This is a genomic window from Paenibacillus sp. 7516 (assembly GCF_002272715.1).
GTDB lineage: Bacteria > Bacillota > Bacilli > Paenibacillales > Paenibacillaceae > Paenibacillus > Paenibacillus illinoisensis_A.
Map to the genome: position 1 here is coordinate 134,228 of NZ_NPBI01000003.1, position 20,113 is coordinate 154,340.

Consider the following 20,113-nt stretch of genomic DNA (forward strand, 5'->3'; position numbering starts at 1 on the left):
CTAAAACCTCTTATGAAAGCAAGCTAGTATTATTGTTACAATAGGAGATTCTACTGAGATTTAAAGTGACTTTTGCATCGTTATAAGGCAGCAAACCATCCATAGGGGGCTAGCCTATGAATCCAACTCGGTTAGAGATTATTGAGATATTGTTTAAAAGTAAAAGAACGATTTTTTTAATTTTGTTGTTCAATATCTCAGCTTCAGCAGTCTCCATCGCTCAACCGCTCCTGTTTAAAGATTTATTTGACAGTATCCTACTTGGAAAGCAAATCGGGAAGGCTGCACTCTATATTGTGCTGCTTATGCTCATTCCTATTGTATTTGCCGCTTTGAACAGCGTTACCTCATTTTATAACAACGAGTTGGGGAACCATTTATCCAAGAACCTTCGCCTCCGTTTGTTTTCTCGATTACTGCAGACCCGACCAAGAAATGTGGACAGAATCGGAAGGGGAGAAATTATTAACCGGATCACCTCACAAGTGGGGATGTTATGTGAAATTTTTGTGGTAGATACCATCATGTCGATCGTATCAAATGGCATTTTGTTGATCGCTACTTTATGGATTATGCTCTCTATGAGTGTTGAACTGACGTTAGTTGCGCTGATTTCATTTCCTGTGTTTATGTATGGCTTCAAGCGTTTTAGAAACAAGACGGAGAGGCTGGATAAGCATTATTATGACATTTTGGAAAAGGGAATCAGTTATTTGAATGATCTATTTCATAATATAAAAGCGGTACATATGTCTAACGGGCATCAGGCGGAGAAAAAGAGGTGGAGCATCTGGAACGACGAAGCCTGGAAGGCTTCAAAGCAGTCTAGGGTTTTCCATCATATGATCATAAACCTTGTTGCTGACACGGTTATTTCTTTGATTACAGGTATCATGTATGGCTATAGTCTGTACCTGATCCTGAAGGGTCAAATTTCACCAGGAACGTTGCTGGCATTTATCGTTATACTTCCAAGATTATATGGCATATTCAAGACGCTTTTTACGTTAAATATCGATATGAGCCGTATGAAAGTGATCGTGAATAACTTGAATGAAATACTTGAATTAGAAAAGAGCGAATCAGGAGCTGAAGTTCCGGATTATACCCGAATTCCGCGCCTCCAGATGAGAAATGTATCGTATCGTTATGCCTTCGAGGACTCCTTCGGTATCTCCAACTTCAATTTGGATATTGAACCAGGAGATTTCGTGGGTATTGTTGGATTAAGTGGCTCAGGGAAATCTACCATCTTTGAACTTATCCATAGGTACATAGAGCCAGATGACGGGGAGATATTACTGGATGGGGTCTCCATTAAGGAGATGGATATACATGAATTAAGAAAATATGTTGGCTACTCTCCGCAAAAGGGAGTGCTGTGGAATAAGTCTATTTTAGAAAACATTATTTATCCGCTGGAAAAAGAAGAAATGGATGAAGAATCTTGGTTGAGGTTTAATACTGCTGTTGAAATGGCTCGTGTTCAATCATTTGTTCAAGCCATGCCTGAGCAATATGACAAGAAGGTGGAGAGCCACGGAGACAATCTCTCTGGTGGAGAAATCCAACGAATTTTATTAGCCAGGGCATTCATGAATGAATCTCGAATCCTGATGCTGGATGAGTACACCTCTGCTTTAGATGCCATGACGGAGAGTGACTTAAATGATACTTTGTTAAACCTGAAGGGGAAGCAAACGATATTGGTCATAGCACACCGACTCTCCACCGTAAAGAATGCTGATTACATCCTGGTGCTTGAAAAAGGACGAATTGTAGAGCAAGGAAGCCCGGATGAGTTACTGATTCGAAAGGGAATTTATTATAAGATGGTCGAGAAACAGAAGATATAGATTTGTGATCTTTGGAGGAAAGGAATAACATCATGTTGAATTGAAGAAATTGGGCTGCCCTCTAAAATCAAATTGCAATCAGTGCCTTCTGCCGTGTGTCAATATATTTACGATTGAAGGTTGAAGTTACTAGTGATCTAATGTTTTATAAGAAGATATGTTATAAGGTTTTCTCTACGCATTTATAACTGCTATTTAAGGACTATTCCAGTCCAACAGTACTGTTGACGATAAGATTGTAGATGACTCTATACTTAAAAAGCAGGTGAATTTCATGGCATGGGAAAAAGTATTCACGGTACATGTTGCGATAGGGGATACTACGGATCTCTCCAATAATCATGATGGCGACTCCGTAGTCATGATTTCTTTTAGTGGGCATGTCACAGGAAAATATTTCGAAGGTGACATTCTTCCTGGAGGGGTAGATACTCAAATTATTGGCCCGAATGGCGGTCGGCATAGCTTATCCGCAAGATACATGCTTCAGGGTAAGGATTATACAGGTGAAGCTTGTAAAATGTATATTGAGAATAATGGGATGTTCGATGAGAAACCGGAGAATGTATTGTTTCGAACCTCTCCTAAAATCATCACGAACAGCCAAGCCCTGTCCTATTTGAACAAGGATGAACTAATGGGCGAAGGCATACCTTCGAATAAAGGAATAGATATTCATATCTATAGAAACGTATAGTTAGGATCAACACAAAACACGAAAGTGGGTATTATTTCCATAAATTGATTAGGAGAATGGACGATGTTTATTTTAGAATTAAAACAATGTCATCATCATGGAGAGCGTTAATCCATTCCTTGAAAAATTGGGATGGGTTAACGCTATACGCGCTTCCCATCCTGCGAGATACAACGCGCGGGGACTTCGTCTGGCGCGTTTTTTATTTTTGTTACAACAGAAACGGAGGAGTGTACATGGCAATCATGGCGGATTCAAAAGGCAACATTTTTTTGGAATTTATTCATATCGAGTATGATAAGCTCATTTCAATGACACTGGATGCTCCACTCACACATGCTCTAATTGTGGTGAAGTGCCAAGGGAAGTACCTTTTCATGCATAATAAGTGGAGAAACAAATGGGAACTGCCGGGAGGTATGATTGAAGCTGGTGAGAACGCTGAGCAATGTGTCATTCGAGAATTGTTTGAGGAAACCAATCAACCTATGGACACGGCTGAATTTAAAGGATTAATGAAGTTTAGACTTCAGCCAAGTTTCCATGGACCTGAACGGACAGAATATGGGGCTCTGTTTATGGGGGAACTGTGCGAACTTCATGAGTTTGTTGAAAACGATGAAGCTTCTTCAATTATTCTTTGGGATGGTACATCGGAGATAGGTGATATCGCAGAAATAGATAGGAAGTTAATTGAATTCGTGTGATACATGATTAAGCTAAAGGAAATGATTGCTTCAAGAAGCAAGGAGGCAGCCGATCAAGGTGATCGGCTTTTTTTGTTTTTTTAAACTAGTTCAATTCGATTGCCTTAACCTTACCACGACCTTTATCAAACATGTAAAAATGTGGGCTTATTATGAGCTAAGACGTTGTGTTTGTCCTTTCCGCCAGCTTAGTAATCAAATCAATATCTTGTTCCGTTAATTGGTCAAAAAAATGTTTGCGTATTGCCTTCGAGAGGAAGGGACGAGCATCATCCAACATTGATTTTCCGGTGGGAGTGATACTGACCTGTACTCCGCGATCTAAGTCTAGGGGTTTCCTCATCACGAGTCCGCGTTTTTCCATACGCTTCAGATGATGAGATAACCGACTTTTATCCCAGTCCATAGAGTCGGCTAATTCCTGTTGACGAAGGCTGCCGTTCCCGAAAAGGACTAATCGATCCAATACACCAAAATCACCCTCGGATAGTCCTGTGTGATCGGACATCTCTTTGACTACACGACCGAATATGGTCTGAAAGGTACCTTTCCACATATGCCATATACGCATTTCTTCTTGGTTTAGTTCGTTATTATCCATAGGAGAATAATAACATGGTTGACGCGTCAACTTCAATGTGCTAACTTTGATTTAGGTTGATACGTCAACTATAACGTTTTTAAAAAAATCATTTGTCAAAGAAGGAGATTATAACTATGCATGATAAACCTATCGCCCTGGTCACGGGAGCTAACAAAGGTATCGGATTACAAATTGCGAAGGATCTAGCGAAACACGGATTCACAGTACTCGTGGGAGCACGCAGCCTTGAGAATGGAGAGGCTGCGTCCCGAAGTATCGGTTCGAATGCTCATGCGATCCAGCTCGACGTGACAAGTCAGGATTCCATCGTTAATGCAGCAAGTCATATTCGGAACGAATTTGGACGTCTCGATGTACTTGTAAACAATGCGGGTATTTCACATGCAGGTAGAGCAGGTGATTCGTTTCCAAGTGGTGGCGCGGCGAGCGGGCTTTTAACTGTTGCATCGCTCGAAGATATTCGTGTAGTTTATGAAACCAATGTTTTTGGTGTCATTGCTGTCACGCAGGCCATGCTGCCACTGTTGCGTGAGGCTCCGGCAGCACGCATTGTCAACATGGGTAGTACCGGAGGTTCCCTTAGCTGGAACTCTATCCCGGAAAACTCACATCGTGCGATGTATGGAGCCTATTCGGCATCTAAATCGGCTGTCCATGCGGTAACACTTGCCTTTGCTTTTGCACTTGAATCGACAAACATCAAAGTCAATGCGGCATGTCCAGGCTTTACGTCTACTGCGCTCAATAATTTTGCCGGTACTCGAAGTGTTGAACAAGGGGCACGTGAAGCAGTCCGGTTGGCAATGATTGGAGCAGACGGTCCAACAGGAACGTTCTCAGATGAGGATGGACCCATCGCGTGGTAATTATAGTTAAACAACAAAGGATTGTAGCTTAAGGGGGATTTCATAATGCGTGTTTTCGTAACAGGAGCAACAGGTTACATCGGTTCGGCTGTTATCCGTGAACTTATGGATCGGGGTCATCATGTCGTCGGTCTTGTGCGTTCAGACCGTAGCGCTGCGAAACTAACAGAGGCTGGGGCAGAAGTGCACCGCGGTGACATTGATGATCTCGACAGTCTTCGTAGTGGAGCAGCTGCTGCGGATGGCGTCATTCATCTTGCGTTTAATCACGATTTCTCAAACTTCGCTGGGGCACTTGCAGCTGATCTGCACGCCGTAGAAGCAATGGGGACGGCACTGGAAGGGTCCGGCAAGCCATTCGTAATTACCACACACGCCAATGGAGAGGCAGCGGAGAACGTGGTTTTATCGCTGGCTAAGCGCGGAGTGCGGACATCAATTGTAGAGCTGTGTCCTTCAGTCCACGGTGAGGGTGATACAGGATTTGTGCCAAACCTGATCAGCATTGCTAAAACAAAAGGGTTCTCAGCTTATGTCGAAGAGGGGAAGAACCGTTGGCCAGCTGTGCACCGTCTAGACGCCGCGCATCTGTACTGCTTGGCGCTGGAAAAGGCAACTGCTGGTTCACGATTGGATGGGGTAGCAGATGAAGGTGTACCCTTTCGCGACATTGCAAGTGAGATAGGTAAACAACTCCATGTGCCTGTAGTCAGTATTTCACGAAAAGAGGCAGACGCCCATTTCGGTTTCCTCAGCACACTTGCAGCACTGGATATCCCCAGATCAAGCGTTGCAACTCAGGAACTTCTTGGATGGAGGCCTGTGCAACCTACACTGATCGCCGACCTTCAACAGTCTCACTACTTCAGCAACTAAATGAAGTGCTCCCGTACATTGATCACAGATGCGGGAGCATTTTTCTATTAAGACAATAAATCTCATTACTTAATAAGACCTATATTTGTTCTATTGGAGGGTTAGAATTTGTGGACCTTCAGCCGTGATAGCAATGGTATGTTCGTACTGCGCGGCAAGCTTGTTGTCCATCGTCCGTGCGGTCCAGCCGTCGGGATCGATGGTCAGGAAGTAAGATCCTGGTGGGGTAAAATGCAAAAAGGTTGTTAATGTTCGATAAAATGAAGGCAGCCGATCAAGGTGATCGGCTCTTTTCGTTATGACTTGGGCCAGCTGAGTGCGGGAAATATGAGTAACAATAAACCACCACCTGCGGCAATAACGTTTGAAAACGAACCCGTACAGGTTGGAATTAGCGAAATAGCGGGGACGTTGTAATTAATATTTCAGTCTTGGAGAAGATTTTAAGTATTTGTACCAAAAAGAAGAAGTTGTACCTTCACCTGGTGCAAATGATAGGTGTATCATTAACAAAACAGTTTTGAAAACGCTTACGAAAGAAGGGGGTACATATGCAGCGCTTATGGTCCAAATTCTCGCCTTTGTTTCGCAAATTCATGATTTCGTATCTTATAGTTCTCATGATTCCTCAGATTGCCGGATATGCCTCCTATCGAACATCCATTGAAGCAGCGAGGACCAGCTCGATTGAGAACAGCCTCAAATCGCTCAACCTGAGCAAGGAAATTATTGAACGAAATCTGATGCTGGTTGAGGATTTCACGAGACAACTGGCCATTAACCAGGATTTAAACCGTTTAATAGCTGATCCCAAGCCGCATGACGTCAATAATGTCTATGGTTTGAGCCGCATGCAGCGCAGCCTGTCCATGTACAGCAGTACGAATGATTATTTGTCTCGTTTTTTCATCTATATCCCCAACTATAATGTCATTATTACGCCTACGACGGTTTACTACCGACCTGAGCATTATTTTGCTGCCAACCGCCTGGAAGGCATAACGTTCACAGCGTGGAAAGAGAATGTATTAAAAAAGCCGCATTTAAACGAAATCATTCCCCTACAAAGTTATAAGAAGGAGATTCTCAGTGGTGTGTTTGTGGACGCTCCAGCCATCACGTTTCTTCAGTCGATTCCTTTAAACAGCTTCAACAAGCCGCAGGCTACCATTGGCGTCATGATTGATGAGAATCAGATGGCGAGTTTGACTCAACATATTGTGGAGCAATATGGCGGGTGGACATTGGTGACAGATTCGAATGGGGATATTATTTTTTCACGTGGTATAGATGAAGCCGAGGCGGAAAACTTGAAAAGTATGCCTGCTAACAAGAACGATGAAGTGATGCCAATGGACGACGGGCGGCTACTTATTTCCATTCACTCCAATCAAAACGGCTGGAATTACATGGCTGGCATCCCCGAAGGTGCGCTTATGGTAAAGGCCGATCAGATCAAGCAGGTTACCTTAACCTTTACGCTAGCAACACTTGGTATTGGATTATTGATTGGGCTAATGCTGGCTTACCGACACAGCGCACCGATTCACCGGCTTCTGTCGGCCTTCCGGGAACAGGATATAGGGCTGCCTGGAAAGACAAGCAACGAATATGATTTTTTGGCAAGCAATATCACCAGCCTAATTACCAATAACCATGTACTTAAGAATGCATTAAATGAACAGATTCCCATGTTACGGGATGGATTTATCAAACGTCTGCTGACAGGTGAGTTTTACACCATCCCCGAGTTGGAGGCGCTCTCATCCCAGACCGATATACCTCTTCATACGAGCCGAGGGGTTGTAGGGATTGTGAAGGTAGACGGTTATGGAAGTCCGGATAGCGAAGAAATTATTCAAGAACTAAGCGTCGCGAGGCTTATCGTGCGTGAAGCTTTGACGACATGGAATTCAGATATCTTGATAACAGACTGGGGAACAGACCAGATTGCTTTTGTACAACCGCTTAGTGTTGAACCCTCGGATTTAGCCATGCACACAACGGTTTCCGAACTGAGCAAACAGATGGATGCAGTTTACCGGGAATACCGGGTATCGACCACTGTTGGAATGGGTGCTTCTTATGAGGTGTGGAATGATGTTGGCCGTTCGTTTAACGAGGCCAGGCAAGCATTGGAATATGCCATTCACATGGGAACGGAGCATCTGGTGAGATTCGAGGACACCGTCAAGGAAACCGAATTGTATTACTATCCGATGGAGTCCGAACAGCGTCTGCTCAATACGCTGAAGGCGGGTGAAATGGAAGAATCGGATCGGGTTCTGGATCAGTTGTTCCACTGCAATTTTACCGAGCGGGAGCTGTCTTATGACATGACACAGCAGTTCGTTGTGGAATTGAAGGGAACATTTCTGAAGTTGGAACCCAAAATCATGCTGGACGAAGCACTTGTCGATGAGTTTAAGAATCGAATTGCGGCTATTCAGGTAACGGACAGTGTTACCGCACTCCGGGACAAGTTTCATCAACTGGCGAAAGACGTCTGCCTGGACATACAACGCAAAAAATCCAATATGCATGCTGAAATTATCAACGAAACGATGGCTTTCATTCAGGAACGCTATGCGGATGCAACCTTAACGGTATATCGCATTGCAGAACAAATGGGTAAACCGGAAAAATATATCTCGCAATTATTCAAGGAGTATACCGGTGAGAACCTTTCCGACTATGTGGAGAAGGTACGAATTAACAAAGCTTCTGAACTGCTCCGTGAGACTGAGCGGACGATCGATGAGATTGCTCTAACTACCGGATACAACAGCGCGCATTCGTTCCGGAGAGCCTTCAAGCGAGTCCGTGGTGTTTTGCCTAGTTCATTTCGCCAGATGGAGAACGAAATGTAATGAAGCTGGGACAATCATGATTATCAATTCAAGAAAAAACATTAAAAAAATTCTTGCGAAAATAAAGCCATATCAGGCTTCTCGGCCTTGTTGTCCTTGAATCGTACCTCATCGAGTAAAGTGTACCTTTACGTGACTAAGGACGCCCTCTTATGATTACGAACAAGAAAGCGCTATCAAAAAAAGAGGGCCTTATTCATATAGGCTACCTACTGGGGGGATGATTCTGAGAACGACAATCTCGAATGGTAAAACGGTAGTAAAACAAGGCAGGCGATCTGCAGTGAAACTGGCCTTGTCCAGAAGCTGGAGGAGGCACTGGCAGCTCTATCTGTTGATGATTCCTCCCGTCGCGTACTTCATTATTTTCAAGTATGTGCCCATGGTTAATGCTGTGCTTGCTTTCAAGGATTACAACGTGATCAAGGGGATCTGGGGAAGTCCGTGGGTGGGCACCAAATATTTTGAGCTGCTTTTCCAAAACCCGGCGTTCGCTACCCTGATCAAAAACACACTGTATATTTCGTTTTACAGTTTGGTCGTGGGTTTTCCAGTCCCGATACTGCTGGCACTGGCGTTGAACGAAGTCAAGAGCGCCAAATTCAAAAAAACGGTACAGATGGTTACTTATGCACCTTACTTTATTTCAACCGTTGTCATGGTATCCATCATCATGCTTTTCCTATCGCCGCGGCTGGGCATTGTGAACACAATTGCAGGGACGCTTGGTTTTGAAGCGGTCAATTTCCTTGGAGAGCCTGGGCTCTTTCGTTCCATCTATGTATTTTCGGATGTCTGGCAGAGCACGGGATATTCCGCAGTCATCTATTTGGCAGCACTTGCGGGTATTGATCCTTCATTGTACGAGGCAGCCAAGGTTGATGGAGCTAACCGGTTTCAGAAAATGGTGAACATCGATCTGCCCGGCCTGCTGCCTGCTGCAGTCATTATCCTGATTCTGAGCGTTGGCAATATCATGGCCGTCGGATTTGAAAAAATTTATTTGCTGCAAAATCCGTTGAACTTATCGGCTTCCGAGATTATCTCCACCTATGTGTACAAAATGGGTTTGCTAAATGCCAATTACAGCTTTGCTACCGCAGTTGGCCTCTTTAATTCGCTTATTAACCTGATTCTGTTGTTAACGGTCAATGCTGCTGCCAAGCGTCTGTCCAATACAAGCTTATGGTAATGCGGCAAAAGGAAAGGGGGGAATCAGATGAGCAAGTTGCAATCCCAAGCGGGTTCAGCGGTTAGTCAGAGGAGCACCATCAGAGAATCTTTTGGGGACCGGGTGTTTATAGCCATCATCTACCTCATTCTGACGGTTGTCTTGATTGCAGTACTCTATCCACTGATCTATATCGTAAGCTCTTCACTGAGCAGCCCGGCAGCAGTTACATCCGGAAAAGTCTGGCTGTGGCCTGTTGATATGACACTCGACGGCTATAAGTCTGTATTGCGCAACGATCAGGTTATCATGGGTTACGCCAATTCGTTATTTTACACCACAATAGGAACAATCATTAGTGTAGCACTGACCATTATGATTGCTTATCCGCTTTCCAAAAAAACCTTTGTTGGGCGCAGCCCTCTCATGATGTTTATTACATTCACCATGTTATTCTCAGGCGGATTAATTCCAACTTACCTGGTGGTTAAATCCATGGGACTGATTGATACACGCTGGGCTCTGTTGATTCCTAATGCCATCTGGGTGTGGCAGGTGATTATCGCACGTACTTTTTTTCAGAATTCCATCCCGGAAGAACTGTCCGAGGCAGCAGATATTGACGGATGCAGTGATATCCGTTTCATTTTCAGCGTCATTTTGCCGCTCGCCAAACCCATCATCGCTGTTTTGTCATTGATGTATGCCGTGGGGCAGTGGAATGCGTATTTTGATGCCCTGATTTATTTAAAAACGCAATCGCTCTATCCGCTTCAGTTGATTCTCCGCAGCATTCTGATTCTGAGTAACAGCACGGGAAATATGGATGTGGGAGAGATGGTGAAGCAGCAGCAAATGGCTGAGTTGATGAAGTTCTCACTCATTGTGATGGCCAGCTTGCCGGTACTTGTCATTTATCCGTTTGTACAGCGATATTTCGTTCAGGGCATGTTGATTGGCTCCGTCAAGGGCTAGTTCACTACATTCATTCATAAGGGAGAGGGTCTATTTGAGAAAAACAGGGTCATTCTTACTTGCTTGTATACTGCTTCTGTCTGTGGCACTGGCGGGATGTTCATCATCCAATCCGGGCAGCGGAGAAGAGGGGAGCGGCCCTTCATCCGGGGACAATGTGACCATTAATGTGTTTGCTCATCAAAGTTCGGATACCAACCTTCTAACGAACAAGTTTACGAAAAAGATGGAAGAGAAGTTTAACGTGAAGATCAACTGGACGACGGTTCCTTTTGACGGCGCAGCTGAAAAAAGACAAATATCATTGGCTTCGGGGGATTACCCGGATCTGTATTTGCTCATTCCATGGGTGGACCGTTTTTCTCAAACGGACTTGTTGAAATTTGGCCAGCAAGGTGTCATTGTGCCGCTCAATGATCTAATTGAGCAATACGCACCGAATATCAAAAAGGTACTGGACAGCAGTGAGTATTATAAAGCAATGAACACTGCACCCGACGGCAATATTTACGGTCTGACGGGCTTGAATGAATGTTTCCACTGCTCATATCCGAACAAAATGTGGATGAATACGAAATGGCTAGAGCAGCTCGGCTTATCCGAGCCTACAACGACGGAAGAATTTAAGGAAGTGCTAAAAGCATTCAAAACCAAGGACCCGAACGGCAACGGCAAAGCGGATGAAGTCCCGCTGAGCGGTTCCATTGAAAACTTCGGCGTGCACATCATTCCCTATTTGATGAACGGGTTTATCTACGACGATGACAGAACCTATCTCATTGCAAAGGATGGCCGGGTTGATACGGTTGCGAACAAACCAGAGTGGAAGGAAGGACTGGCCTATATCAAGTCTCTGTATGATGAAGGTTTGATTGACCCTGGTGCGTTCACGCAAAATGTGGGGGCCTTTAAAAAAATTGGAGATAATGCGGATGCGCAGCTTCTTGGCGCAGGTGCAGCCATGCACCCATCTCTTTTTGTAAATACAGCTGAGGGTGCTCCGTATGGTAAGGATTATAATCCGATTGCTCCTTTGAAAGGGCCGCATGCCAATTATGCGACCTATAACTATCCGATTGACCCTGGAGCATCGTTTGTCCTCACAAACAAGGCAAGTGAAGAGACACAGATTGCAGCCATAAAAATGCTGGATTATCTCTACACACAAGAAGGAGCCATGAGTGCATATCTGGGTGAGGAGGGCACCAGCTGGCGCAAGCCGGAGGAAGGCGACGTGGCCCTTAATGATCAGGTGGAACCACTCTACAAAGCGATTCCCCTCCCCACAGGTGAGGAGCCTCGTAATGACAGCTGGGGTGCGCTGAGTCAATATAATCACCACAGGGCATACCGCGATGCCGAAGTACAAGGCAAGGACATCTATGCAGGTGACGGTTATGAGCGCCGACTTTATGAGGCAACACTCTTGATGGAAGGCAAAGAACCCAAGGAAGTTTTTCCGCATTGGGCACTATGGGTGGACCCGGCAAATGCGGACGAAACAAGCATGATGCAGACGAACCTCAAGGATTATATTGACCAGAATGCCCTGCAATTCATCACAGGAGCTAAGAGTCTGGAAAAGGATTGGGACGATTATGTGAAAGGGCTGGAAGGCCTCAACATCAAGCGTTACCTCGAAATTATGCAGGCAGCCTATGATTCTTCATCCATTTCCAAGTAAAAAGAATAATTAGGTATAATCTAATCTTGGCGACAAATCATCGATTATTCTTAAACACGGGCCGGTTCGCATTCTTGCGAATCAGGTCCGTAATCTTTTATGGCAGGCAGTCAATCTCATTGATGTTTATCGAAGAAAATCTCCCAATACATGATCTTTTTCGATCCTCATATCATGAAAGAGTATGGATCTGCATGAATACGTTATTTTTATTCTTTGTTGGGATGTTAATATGAGATTAATCTCTTATCATTCGTTGAAATTCATTGAAATTTATATTGGAGGTTCAGAATGAAAGAATCCAATCGGAACAATCATCGCATGTGGTACGGCAAACCAGCAGAGATATGGAACGAGGCCTTGCCAATCGGGAACGGTCGGCTTGGGGCAATGATATTTGGAGGCGTAGCGGAGGAGCGTTTGAAGTTAAACGAAGACTCGATGTGGTATGGGGGCCCCCGGGATCGGAATAACGAAGATGCACTGCCCAATCTGCCCCATATCCGCAAGTTAATCATGGAAGGGAAACTTCGGGAGGCTGAAGAGATGGCCAGCATGACGATGGCCGGGCTTCCTGAAGCCCAAAGACATTATGTGCCACTTGGTGAGCTGCAGTTATCATTCGGCAATCATGATGGTCCTGTTGAAGACTATGTACGTGAGCTGGATTTAAACCAGGGCATCTCCAGGGTTAGCTATAATGTTAATGGTACCCGTTATACTCGTGAGCTGTTTGCCAGTCATCCGGATCAAGCCATCATCATCCGAATCACAACAGACAAGAAGAATGCCTTGTCCATGAAGGCCCGATTCAATCGTCAGAATTGGAGATACCTGGAGAAAACCAAGAAGTGGGAGCAGAGTGGACTCATTATGCGTGGTGAATGCGGTGGTAAAGACGGCAGCTCCTTCGCAGCTGTGTTGAAAGCGATACCAGAAGGAGGTAGCTGTCAGCTCCTTGGCGAGTATTTGCTGGTGAAGGACGCGAACTCGGTCACACTGCTGCTTGCTGCCGAAACGACTTTCCGCCAGGAAGATCCAGAATTACACACTAAACTTCGTATGGAAGAACTCAGCCGGATTCCTTATGAAACACTGCTTGTACGACATACATCGGATTATCATGAACTGTACAGCCGGGTTTCGTTGAACCTGTCCAAAAGTTCTGATCGTCATGATGGGCCGACGGATGAGAGATTAAAACAGTTCCAAAGGGGAGAAGAAGACCCCGAATTGATCGAAACCTACTTTCAGTTTGGTCGTTATCTGCTGATTTCCTCAAGCCGGCCAGGCTCCTTGCCTGCTAATCTTCAAGGCATATGGAATGACAGTTTCACTCCGCCATGGGACAGCAAATTTACGATCAACATTAATGCCCAAATGAACTACTGGCTCGCCGAAAACTGCAATCTAGCCGAGTGCCATGAGCCCTTGTTCGATCTGATTGAGCGAATGCGGGAGCCTGGCCGAATCACGGCACGAAAGATGTATGACTGCCGCGGGTTTACCGCACATCATAATACGGATATTTGGGCAGACACGGCCCCTCAGGATACCTACCTGCCAGCTTCCTTCTGGCCGCTGGGTGCTGCTTGGTTATGCCTGCATTTATGGGAGCATTATCGCTATAGTCAGAATCTCATTTTTCTGGAAGAAGCATACGAAACGATGAAGGAATCGGCGCAGTTTCTCCTTGATTATCTGATTGAGGATGCAGATGGCCGTCTGATTACCTGTCCATCCGTCTCTCCAGAGAACAGTTACAAGCTGCCAAATGGGGAGATTGGGGTGCTATGCGTTGGCGCTTCGATGGATTTTCAGATCATCGAGGCTCTGTTCACTGCATGCATCCAAAGTGCCGAGTTAATCGGAAGGGACCATACGTTTAGGGAAGAACTTGCTGCTGCTCTGAAGCGAATCCCGAAAACACAAATCGGCAAAAACGGGCAAATCCAGGAATGGATGGAGGATTACGAAGAAGTGGAACCGGGGCACCGGCACATCTCACATCTATTTGGTTTGTACCCTGGAGAGAGCTTCACTCCAGAACACACGCCGGAACTCGCAAAGGCCGCACGTACAACGCTCGAACGTAGATTGGACAATGGTGGGGGGCATACCGGATGGAGCCGGGCCTGGATTATTCACTTCTGGGCAAGACTTCAGGATGGGCAGAAGGCTTATGAAAATGTAAGAGCGCTCCTGGAGCACTCCACGTTGCCCAATCTCTTTGACAATCATCCTCCGTTTCAGATTGACGGCAACTTCGGGGGATCCTCTGGAATTGCTGAGATGTTAATGCAGAGCCACACCGATGTGATCCGGCTTCTGCCTGCCTTACCAGACAACTGGTGTGAAGGGAGTGTGGAGGGGCTCAGGGCCCGAGGTGGATATACCATTGGATTTTCCTGGGCAAAATCTGAAATTACTGAAGTCACCGTAAAAAGTTCAATTGCTGGACGTTGTCAGTTGGAAGGTCCTGGCCTTAAGCCGATTTCTTTCAACGCAGAAGCTGGCGGAACGTATACGTTTACACCGACTTCGTCTACAATGTTGTCACAAACCCAATGATCGGATTAATAAATCGATCTGCTTCGGTAGAAGCAGAGTATCCAGCTCATTGTGCTACGGATGAACGGAAAGAGTGAAATTTAGAAAGATTCAGATGTGTTTTTCGTGAGATTTAATCTAATGTGACAAAAAACCAAAAAACGAGGCAGTCCAAAGCGATGGTATTCGCGAGGCTGCCTCTTTTGGTTATAGGTTACAGGTTATAGTCAATGCCTTCGCCAGCGCCTGTGCGAGCATTAATGTATACGTGAGAAACGCCTTCGATCCCGGTGACGGGAAATGCATAGACGAGTTTGTCGTTGTGGAGCTTCAGCTTTGGCTTACCCGAAACGTTTACGTATGGGCCAAGCTTCGCAGAGGCTTGCTCCGCTGTCAGCTTCGGGTGAAGGGGGAAGTTTTTGTTATAATGTGAAAAATAATTAGACGCATCAAAACTCATCAACGCACCGGTACGGCGATCAAATCGCCATACAACTTTCATCTGCGGAATGGAGATTTGCTCCCGGACTGGAATATAGACGAGATAAATGGAAGTTTCTTTTATCTCTTTTGCTGCTAATGTCAGACGTTCGTCAGACCAGCGAGTCATCCATGCGTCCGCAACTTCGATAAACTGCTTTAAGTCCATATTTTGCTCTACAGCAGCATCTTTGGAGATCGAGCCCTTGCGTCTGACTTGGAGCACGTGTCCGCTTTTACTTAGTGTTACGGTATAGGAGCTGGTTGATTGTCCTTCGGTGTCCGATAACCTGAAATCCATGACTTCTCCGAACTCGGGGCTGCTCCCGCCAGAGGCCAGGTGGACGATTTGCTTACTTACCCCTTTATTCCAAGCCTCCCCCATGAAAATTTTCGCTTTGGCCGCAAGCTCCGTAGCCGTATACGTGGTTTCACCGGCGAAAACGGTCCCTGGCTTCAGAGGTATGTAAGGATTCTGGTTGTACCGGAATTCATTATAGGCTTTATTGCCGGACGTGAAGACCGGGTCGAGCTTAGACAAGGCCTCTTCCATTTCGGTCGAAATCTGTTGTATATCTGAATAAGAGGAATCAAAAGCTTTCTTTCTCATCTGCTCGAGATACGGTAGAGCGGTCCTCGCGAACGTTCTCAAGCGCTGAATTTGTTCTAATTGATCCGGGGTGAGCGACATTCCCTTCTCACTGGCGGGATAGGCCAAGTAGTGGCTGCCTTCCGTGATGAACCACTCATACGAGGACGAAGATTGAAAGTTCATCGTGATCAATCCGATCCTTACATATTCCGAGATAATATTGGCATGTTTAATCGCAGATTGAAGTGCTGCTTGCCGATCTGCAATCGTAGATGCCGCAAGGGATTCCGCAAGCGCATAGTCGAAATCGCGCAGGTAGATTGATTGTATATTCGACCAGTGTTGCGTACTGCTCTGTTGCTGCCGCTCCCATTGTCGATTATTCTGATGCTCCGTATAGCTGAAATACGCGCCTGCTAATGTCGTCACGCAAAGCAGACCAATGATGGATTTGGTGCGAACGTTCATGTCTATTAAAACTCCTGTCTATGTCTTCATAATGCTTATCCACTTTAACAAAGATGTGAACACTGTTTAATGAGTAAATATTACCAATATTATTTTCTTGCCCGTTGACTAAATCTGTACGCTAATACTGACGAAAAATACATTAGAGGTGTTCAGAATTTGTTGAGACTGATATGTTAACTTAGTTTTAAGTGCAACTGAACCTGAGAATCAAATCAATAGGAATATAGGGGATAGTAGATAAGATGGAGAGAAGGATAAGAAATTCCGTAAAGGCCTTAATTATTGAAGACAGAAAAATGTTGGCAATTAAGATAGACGATGATGGCGATGCTTTTTATATACTTCCTGGTGGAAGCCAAAGTGCGGGGGAGACTTTAACTGAAGCAGTAAAGCGTGAAGTCGAAGAAGAAATTGGAGTAGAGATCATTCCTAATTCATTGGAATTTGTCATTGAAGGCGTATATGGCGAGGCGTTTCACCGTGTGGATTTTGTGTTTTTATGCGAGTATAAAGGATTAACGGACCATTTACTTTTCCAAGGTGACGGAGATCACGTCCGTTATGAATGGCTTGATATCGATAACCTGATCAGACAACCATTGTATCCTTCCAAATTGCGAAAGCAAATTCAGCTTTTATTAAATGGGGAAAAAACCGAGATGTATTTAGGAAATGAGGAACCAGGCAATCCTAGTATGTAGACTGAGATTATTGTATCTAACATGGTTCATTTATAAGAAAAGCATCCAATGATGTCGAGGGACAAGAACACTCAATCGTACTGTGATATACAAAAGGAATTATAGCAGTAGCTTGTATTTAGGCTGGAATTGAGTGCAATATTGAGCGTTTGTAGAGTACTTACAGAATGTAAATAATGAGGTGGAAATAGCATCCAGGTTAGCATAAAGAGGTTGATGCAGAATACAAAAAAATACTAAATGAACCATTAAATTATTTTAATAAACATGTAAAAGATTGCAAAAAAAGATATTGTATGGTACGGTTTTGAATGTAATTATTTTCTATATATAGGAGGTATTTATCATGAAAAAGATTTTAATGTCATTTAGTTCTTTATTATTGTTAATTCTTATTACTACTTCTATTGCTAGTGCTCAAGAAGAAAGTTCGGTTAATGGTGATGATATGATCACTCAAAGAATCGCAATTGACTCTAATCTCACTATTGAAAAAAGAAAGGATGGACGTGTTGTACCTATCAAAAATACTGAAAAATTATCAGTCACTCAACTAGAAAGTATTTTAAGAGAAATGAAAATGAGTGATGAAGTGATAGAGAAAATGCCAAGGTCCCAAAAAGAGTATTATGCTTCCCAAGGTGGAATTTCGATTCCAGTCGAAACAAAACTTAAAAGATATTTTAGAACTTCAGATGGTAGAAGACTTTTGGTTACTGACGAGAATAAAAATGAAATTGAAGCTCTTAGACAAAAAGAGGTAGCAAAAATAAATAATGAACTAAACACAAACATAACAATTGCACCATTAGATATGGGATCAGAAGCTGATGGCTCTTTTTCTGGAAAGGGTGTACTAGGTTATGTGGGTAAGTCACCTAATGCAACAGAATTTGAATTTAGTTATGGTGATGATTTTAATTTCAGTAAGAATGTAACATATAAATTTACTGATAAAATAGCACATGCTTGGCAATCTCATACCACAAGCGTAAGATATTATGGTGAATGGTGGAGATATGTACTTGGGGACTTAACACAGAAGCCCCTTGAAATAAAAAATGAAGGTAGTGTTTATGGACGCTCTGGTGCTTTTTCTCACAATGGTTCTGTAGCTGATGAAACTGGTGGATTTTTGGTAGATATAGTTAGAATTCCAGTATCCTATAAAGGAACGACAGGTAAATGGGTAACAAGATATTCTCATCCTTGGTCCTTCATTATACCTGATATCTCTATTGGTCCAATATCAGTAGATTTCAGTTCTTATGTTGGCGATGAATGGGAATGGGAAAATACTTTTACAATTCAAGCTCAATAAAATAATAGTTAGAAATAAAATGCTCCACGTATAGACAGGTGTCAAAAGAACCTTGTCTGCTATAAAATGTACCCTATAAGATGGACACTTTGAAAAAAGTCCATCTTATAGGGTATTTTGTTTATAATGAAAAAAAAGATATCGGAGCGGAAATGGTATGACGAAAAGATTACTGACGAAGAAAGAACAAGAACTGCTAAAACGGAATCCAAATGTAATCGCTGTTAGTGAAAAAGCAATTACATATACCGATGAATTTAAGCGCCATTTCATTGCACAAAACGAACAGGGTGTACTTCCTCGTGACATTTTCGAAGAAGCTGGCCTAGATGCGGAGTGCATTGGTTTGGAGCGCATCCGTTCTGCTGGGAAACGTTGGCGTGCTTCGTATCGTGAAGCGGGTGTAGAAGGTTTACAGGATACACGTAAAACGAATTCGGGTCGCCCATCGGAAACGTGAATTAACATTAGAACAAAAGATTGAACGATTAGAAGCCAAGAATCGATTGTTACAAGCGGAAAATGAACTACTAAAAAAGCTCGATCTACTCGAAAGGCAGATGTTGAAGAAGAAATAAAAGTGGCAGTACAGCTGAAGTTTGAATTCATCCATCATACGATCAAAACATATAAATTGAAGCGGTTAGTTAGCTAACTATGCGATGTCATGGAAGTGTCACGTTCGGGGTATTACAATTACTTCACTGAAAAATCCGAGCAAAAGCGCGCAGCTAAAGCCAAAGCAGATGAACGGGTGAAGGAAATCATTTTAAAGGCGTATCGTTTTCGTAGACGAAAAAAAGGAGCACGCCAAATCAAAATGACACTAGAAAATCAATACAGTATGACATATAACTTAAAACGTATTCGCCGGATCATGAAGAAATTCAACATCATCTGTTCCATTCGAAAGGCGAATCCGGCCCGCAGAATGGCAAAGGCAACGAAAGAGAATCGGACATGTCCAAACCTGTTGCAACGCCAGTTTAAGCCAGGAGAAGCTGGAAAGGTGTTATTTACCTATTTAACGTACCAAGGCAATAAACGGGCGTATTTATCAACGATTAAAGACGCAGAGACGAATGAAATTTTAGCGTATGAAGTTTCTTCTTCATTACGTATGGAATTAGTGCTAAAAACGCTTCGTAAATTAAAGAAACATCGGCATTTAACCAAAGATGCTTTGATCCATTCCGATCAGGGTTTTCATTATACAAGCCCCCAGTTCCAATCTGTAGTGAAAAAAATGGGATTAAGTCAATCCATGTCACGTAGAGGGAAGTGTTGGGATAACGCTCCCCAAGAATCATTCTTTGGGCATTTTAAGGATGAAACCAACATCAAAGAATGCGAAACACTAGAAGAAGTAAAATGAGAAATTACGAATTACATGACATATTACAATCATGATCGAGGGCAATGGAATTTGAAAAAGCTGCCGCCTGTACAATACAGGCAGCAGCTTCAACAAGTTGCCTAGTTTTTTTCAAAATGTCCTTTACAAAGGGTACACTTTTCTATACGTAGAGCATTTTTTTAAAACAGTACTTATTTTTGCAGTATTGGGATATTTTATATAAAGAAAATATTAAATGTCTTTCTCATATACGAGATTCAGTTATTCCCTTTCTATCTTATCTAAGAATGAAGATCGTAAAAAATTGTATTTGTATTTAATAAAATATGTTTTTC

At 43.6% G+C, this 20,113-nt stretch carries 14 protein-coding genes and 2 pseudogenes; 13 read left to right on the forward strand and 3 right to left on the reverse strand.

Going from position 1 to position 20,113, the window contains the following annotated elements:
• Nucleotides 1–116: 116 nt before the first annotated feature.
• The 3 genes from CHI14_RS02190 to CHI14_RS02200 all read left to right on the forward strand — a co-directional run bounded on the left by CHI14_RS02190 (nucleotide 117) and on the right by CHI14_RS02200 (nucleotide 3,260).
• Nucleotides 117–1,856 carry an ABC transporter ATP-binding protein gene (locus CHI14_RS02190; RefSeq protein WP_095286795.1) on the forward strand — a complete coding sequence of 580 codons (1,740 nt, stop codon included), beginning with the start codon at nucleotides 117–119 and terminating at the stop codon, nucleotides 1,854–1,856.
• Nucleotides 1,857–2,130: 274 nt separating this feature from the next.
• The gene (locus CHI14_RS02195; protein ID WP_095286796.1) at nucleotides 2,131–2,553 is read left to right on the forward strand and encodes a DUF3237 family protein; all 423 of its coding nucleotides are present in this window, start codon (nucleotides 2,131–2,133) and stop codon (nucleotides 2,551–2,553) included.
• Nucleotides 2,554–2,789: 236 nt separating this feature from the next.
• On the forward strand, nucleotides 2,790–3,260 hold the full coding sequence (locus tag CHI14_RS02200; RefSeq protein ID WP_170947990.1) for an NUDIX domain-containing protein: 471 nt from the start codon (nucleotides 2,790–2,792) through the stop codon (nucleotides 3,258–3,260).
• Between the two features lie 157 nt (nucleotides 3,261–3,417).
• Here CHI14_RS02200 and CHI14_RS02205 read toward each other — a convergent pair whose 3' ends face one another.
• Complete coding sequence (locus CHI14_RS02205) at nucleotides 3,418–3,861, reverse strand: MarR family winged helix-turn-helix transcriptional regulator (protein ID WP_095286798.1); 444 nt, start codon at nucleotides 3,859–3,861, stop codon at nucleotides 3,418–3,420.
• A 116-nt stretch (nucleotides 3,862–3,977) separates the two neighbouring features.
• Here CHI14_RS02205 and CHI14_RS02210 point away from each other — a divergent pair, with 116 nt between their 5' ends.
• Together CHI14_RS02210 and CHI14_RS02215 are read left to right on the forward strand one after the other, a co-directional pair.
• Nucleotides 3,978–4,730, forward strand: a complete 753-nt coding sequence (locus CHI14_RS02210; protein WP_095286799.1) for an SDR family oxidoreductase — start codon at nucleotides 3,978–3,980, stop codon at nucleotides 4,728–4,730.
• 45 nt (nucleotides 4,731–4,775) lie between these two features.
• Nucleotides 4,776–5,606, forward strand: a complete 831-nt coding sequence (locus CHI14_RS02215) for an SDR family oxidoreductase (protein ID WP_095286800.1) — start codon at nucleotides 4,776–4,778, stop codon at nucleotides 5,604–5,606.
• A gap of 90 nt (nucleotides 5,607–5,696) precedes the next feature.
• On the opposite strand, the pseudogene CHI14_RS30400 reads toward CHI14_RS02215, so the two are convergent.
• Nucleotides 5,697–5,825: pseudogene (locus tag CHI14_RS30400) on the reverse strand (type I methionyl aminopeptidase); the annotation flags it as partial.
• 332 nt (nucleotides 5,826–6,157) lie between these two features.
• Here CHI14_RS30400 and CHI14_RS02225 point away from each other — a divergent pair.
• The 5 genes from CHI14_RS02225 (at nucleotide 6,158) to CHI14_RS02245 (ending at nucleotide 14,877) form a co-directional block, all read left to right on the forward strand.
• Nucleotides 6,158–8,476 (forward strand): helix-turn-helix domain-containing protein, encoded by a 2,319-nt coding sequence (locus CHI14_RS02225; protein ID WP_095286801.1) that lies wholly within the window; start codon nucleotides 6,158–6,160, stop codon nucleotides 8,474–8,476.
• 337 nt (nucleotides 8,477–8,813) lie between these two features.
• Complete coding sequence (locus CHI14_RS02230; protein ID WP_095286802.1) at nucleotides 8,814–9,668, forward strand: ABC transporter permease; 855 nt, start codon at nucleotides 8,814–8,816, stop codon at nucleotides 9,666–9,668.
• A 27-nt stretch (nucleotides 9,669–9,695) separates the two neighbouring features.
• Nucleotides 9,696–10,622: a carbohydrate ABC transporter permease gene (locus CHI14_RS02235; RefSeq protein ID WP_095286803.1), complete on the forward strand. Its 927-nt coding sequence runs from the start codon at nucleotides 9,696–9,698 to the stop codon at nucleotides 10,620–10,622.
• A gap of 34 nt (nucleotides 10,623–10,656) precedes the next feature.
• Entirely contained in the window at nucleotides 10,657–12,306 is a 1,650-nt protein-coding gene (locus tag CHI14_RS02240; RefSeq protein ID WP_095286804.1) for an ABC transporter substrate-binding protein, read from the forward strand.
• 291 nt (nucleotides 12,307–12,597) lie between these two features.
• Complete coding sequence (locus CHI14_RS02245; RefSeq protein ID WP_095286805.1) at nucleotides 12,598–14,877, forward strand: glycoside hydrolase family 95 protein; 2,280 nt, start codon at nucleotides 12,598–12,600, stop codon at nucleotides 14,875–14,877.
• Nucleotides 14,878–15,070: 193 nt separating this feature from the next.
• Here CHI14_RS02245 and CHI14_RS02250 read toward each other — a convergent pair whose 3' ends face one another.
• The gene (locus CHI14_RS02250; protein WP_095286806.1) at nucleotides 15,071–16,396 is read right to left on the reverse strand and encodes a PepSY domain-containing protein; all 1,326 of its coding nucleotides are present in this window, start codon (nucleotides 16,394–16,396) and stop codon (nucleotides 15,071–15,073) included.
• A gap of 245 nt (nucleotides 16,397–16,641) precedes the next feature.
• Here CHI14_RS02250 and CHI14_RS02255 point away from each other — a divergent pair, with 245 nt between their 5' ends.
• The 3 genes and pseudogenes from CHI14_RS02255 (at nucleotide 16,642) to CHI14_RS02265 (ending at nucleotide 19,901) form a co-directional block, all read left to right on the forward strand.
• Nucleotides 16,642–17,100 carry an NUDIX domain-containing protein gene (locus CHI14_RS02255; RefSeq protein ID WP_095286807.1) on the forward strand — a complete coding sequence of 153 codons (459 nt, stop codon included), beginning with the start codon at nucleotides 16,642–16,644 and terminating at the stop codon, nucleotides 17,098–17,100.
• Between the two features lie 346 nt (nucleotides 17,101–17,446).
• Entirely contained in the window at nucleotides 17,447–18,421 is a 975-nt protein-coding gene (locus tag CHI14_RS02260; protein ID WP_095286808.1) for a hypothetical protein, read from the forward strand.
• Nucleotides 18,422–18,578: 157 nt separating this feature from the next.
• A pseudogene (locus tag CHI14_RS02265) lies at nucleotides 18,579–19,901 on the forward strand (IS3 family transposase).
• Nucleotides 19,902–20,113: the final 212 nt, after the last annotated feature.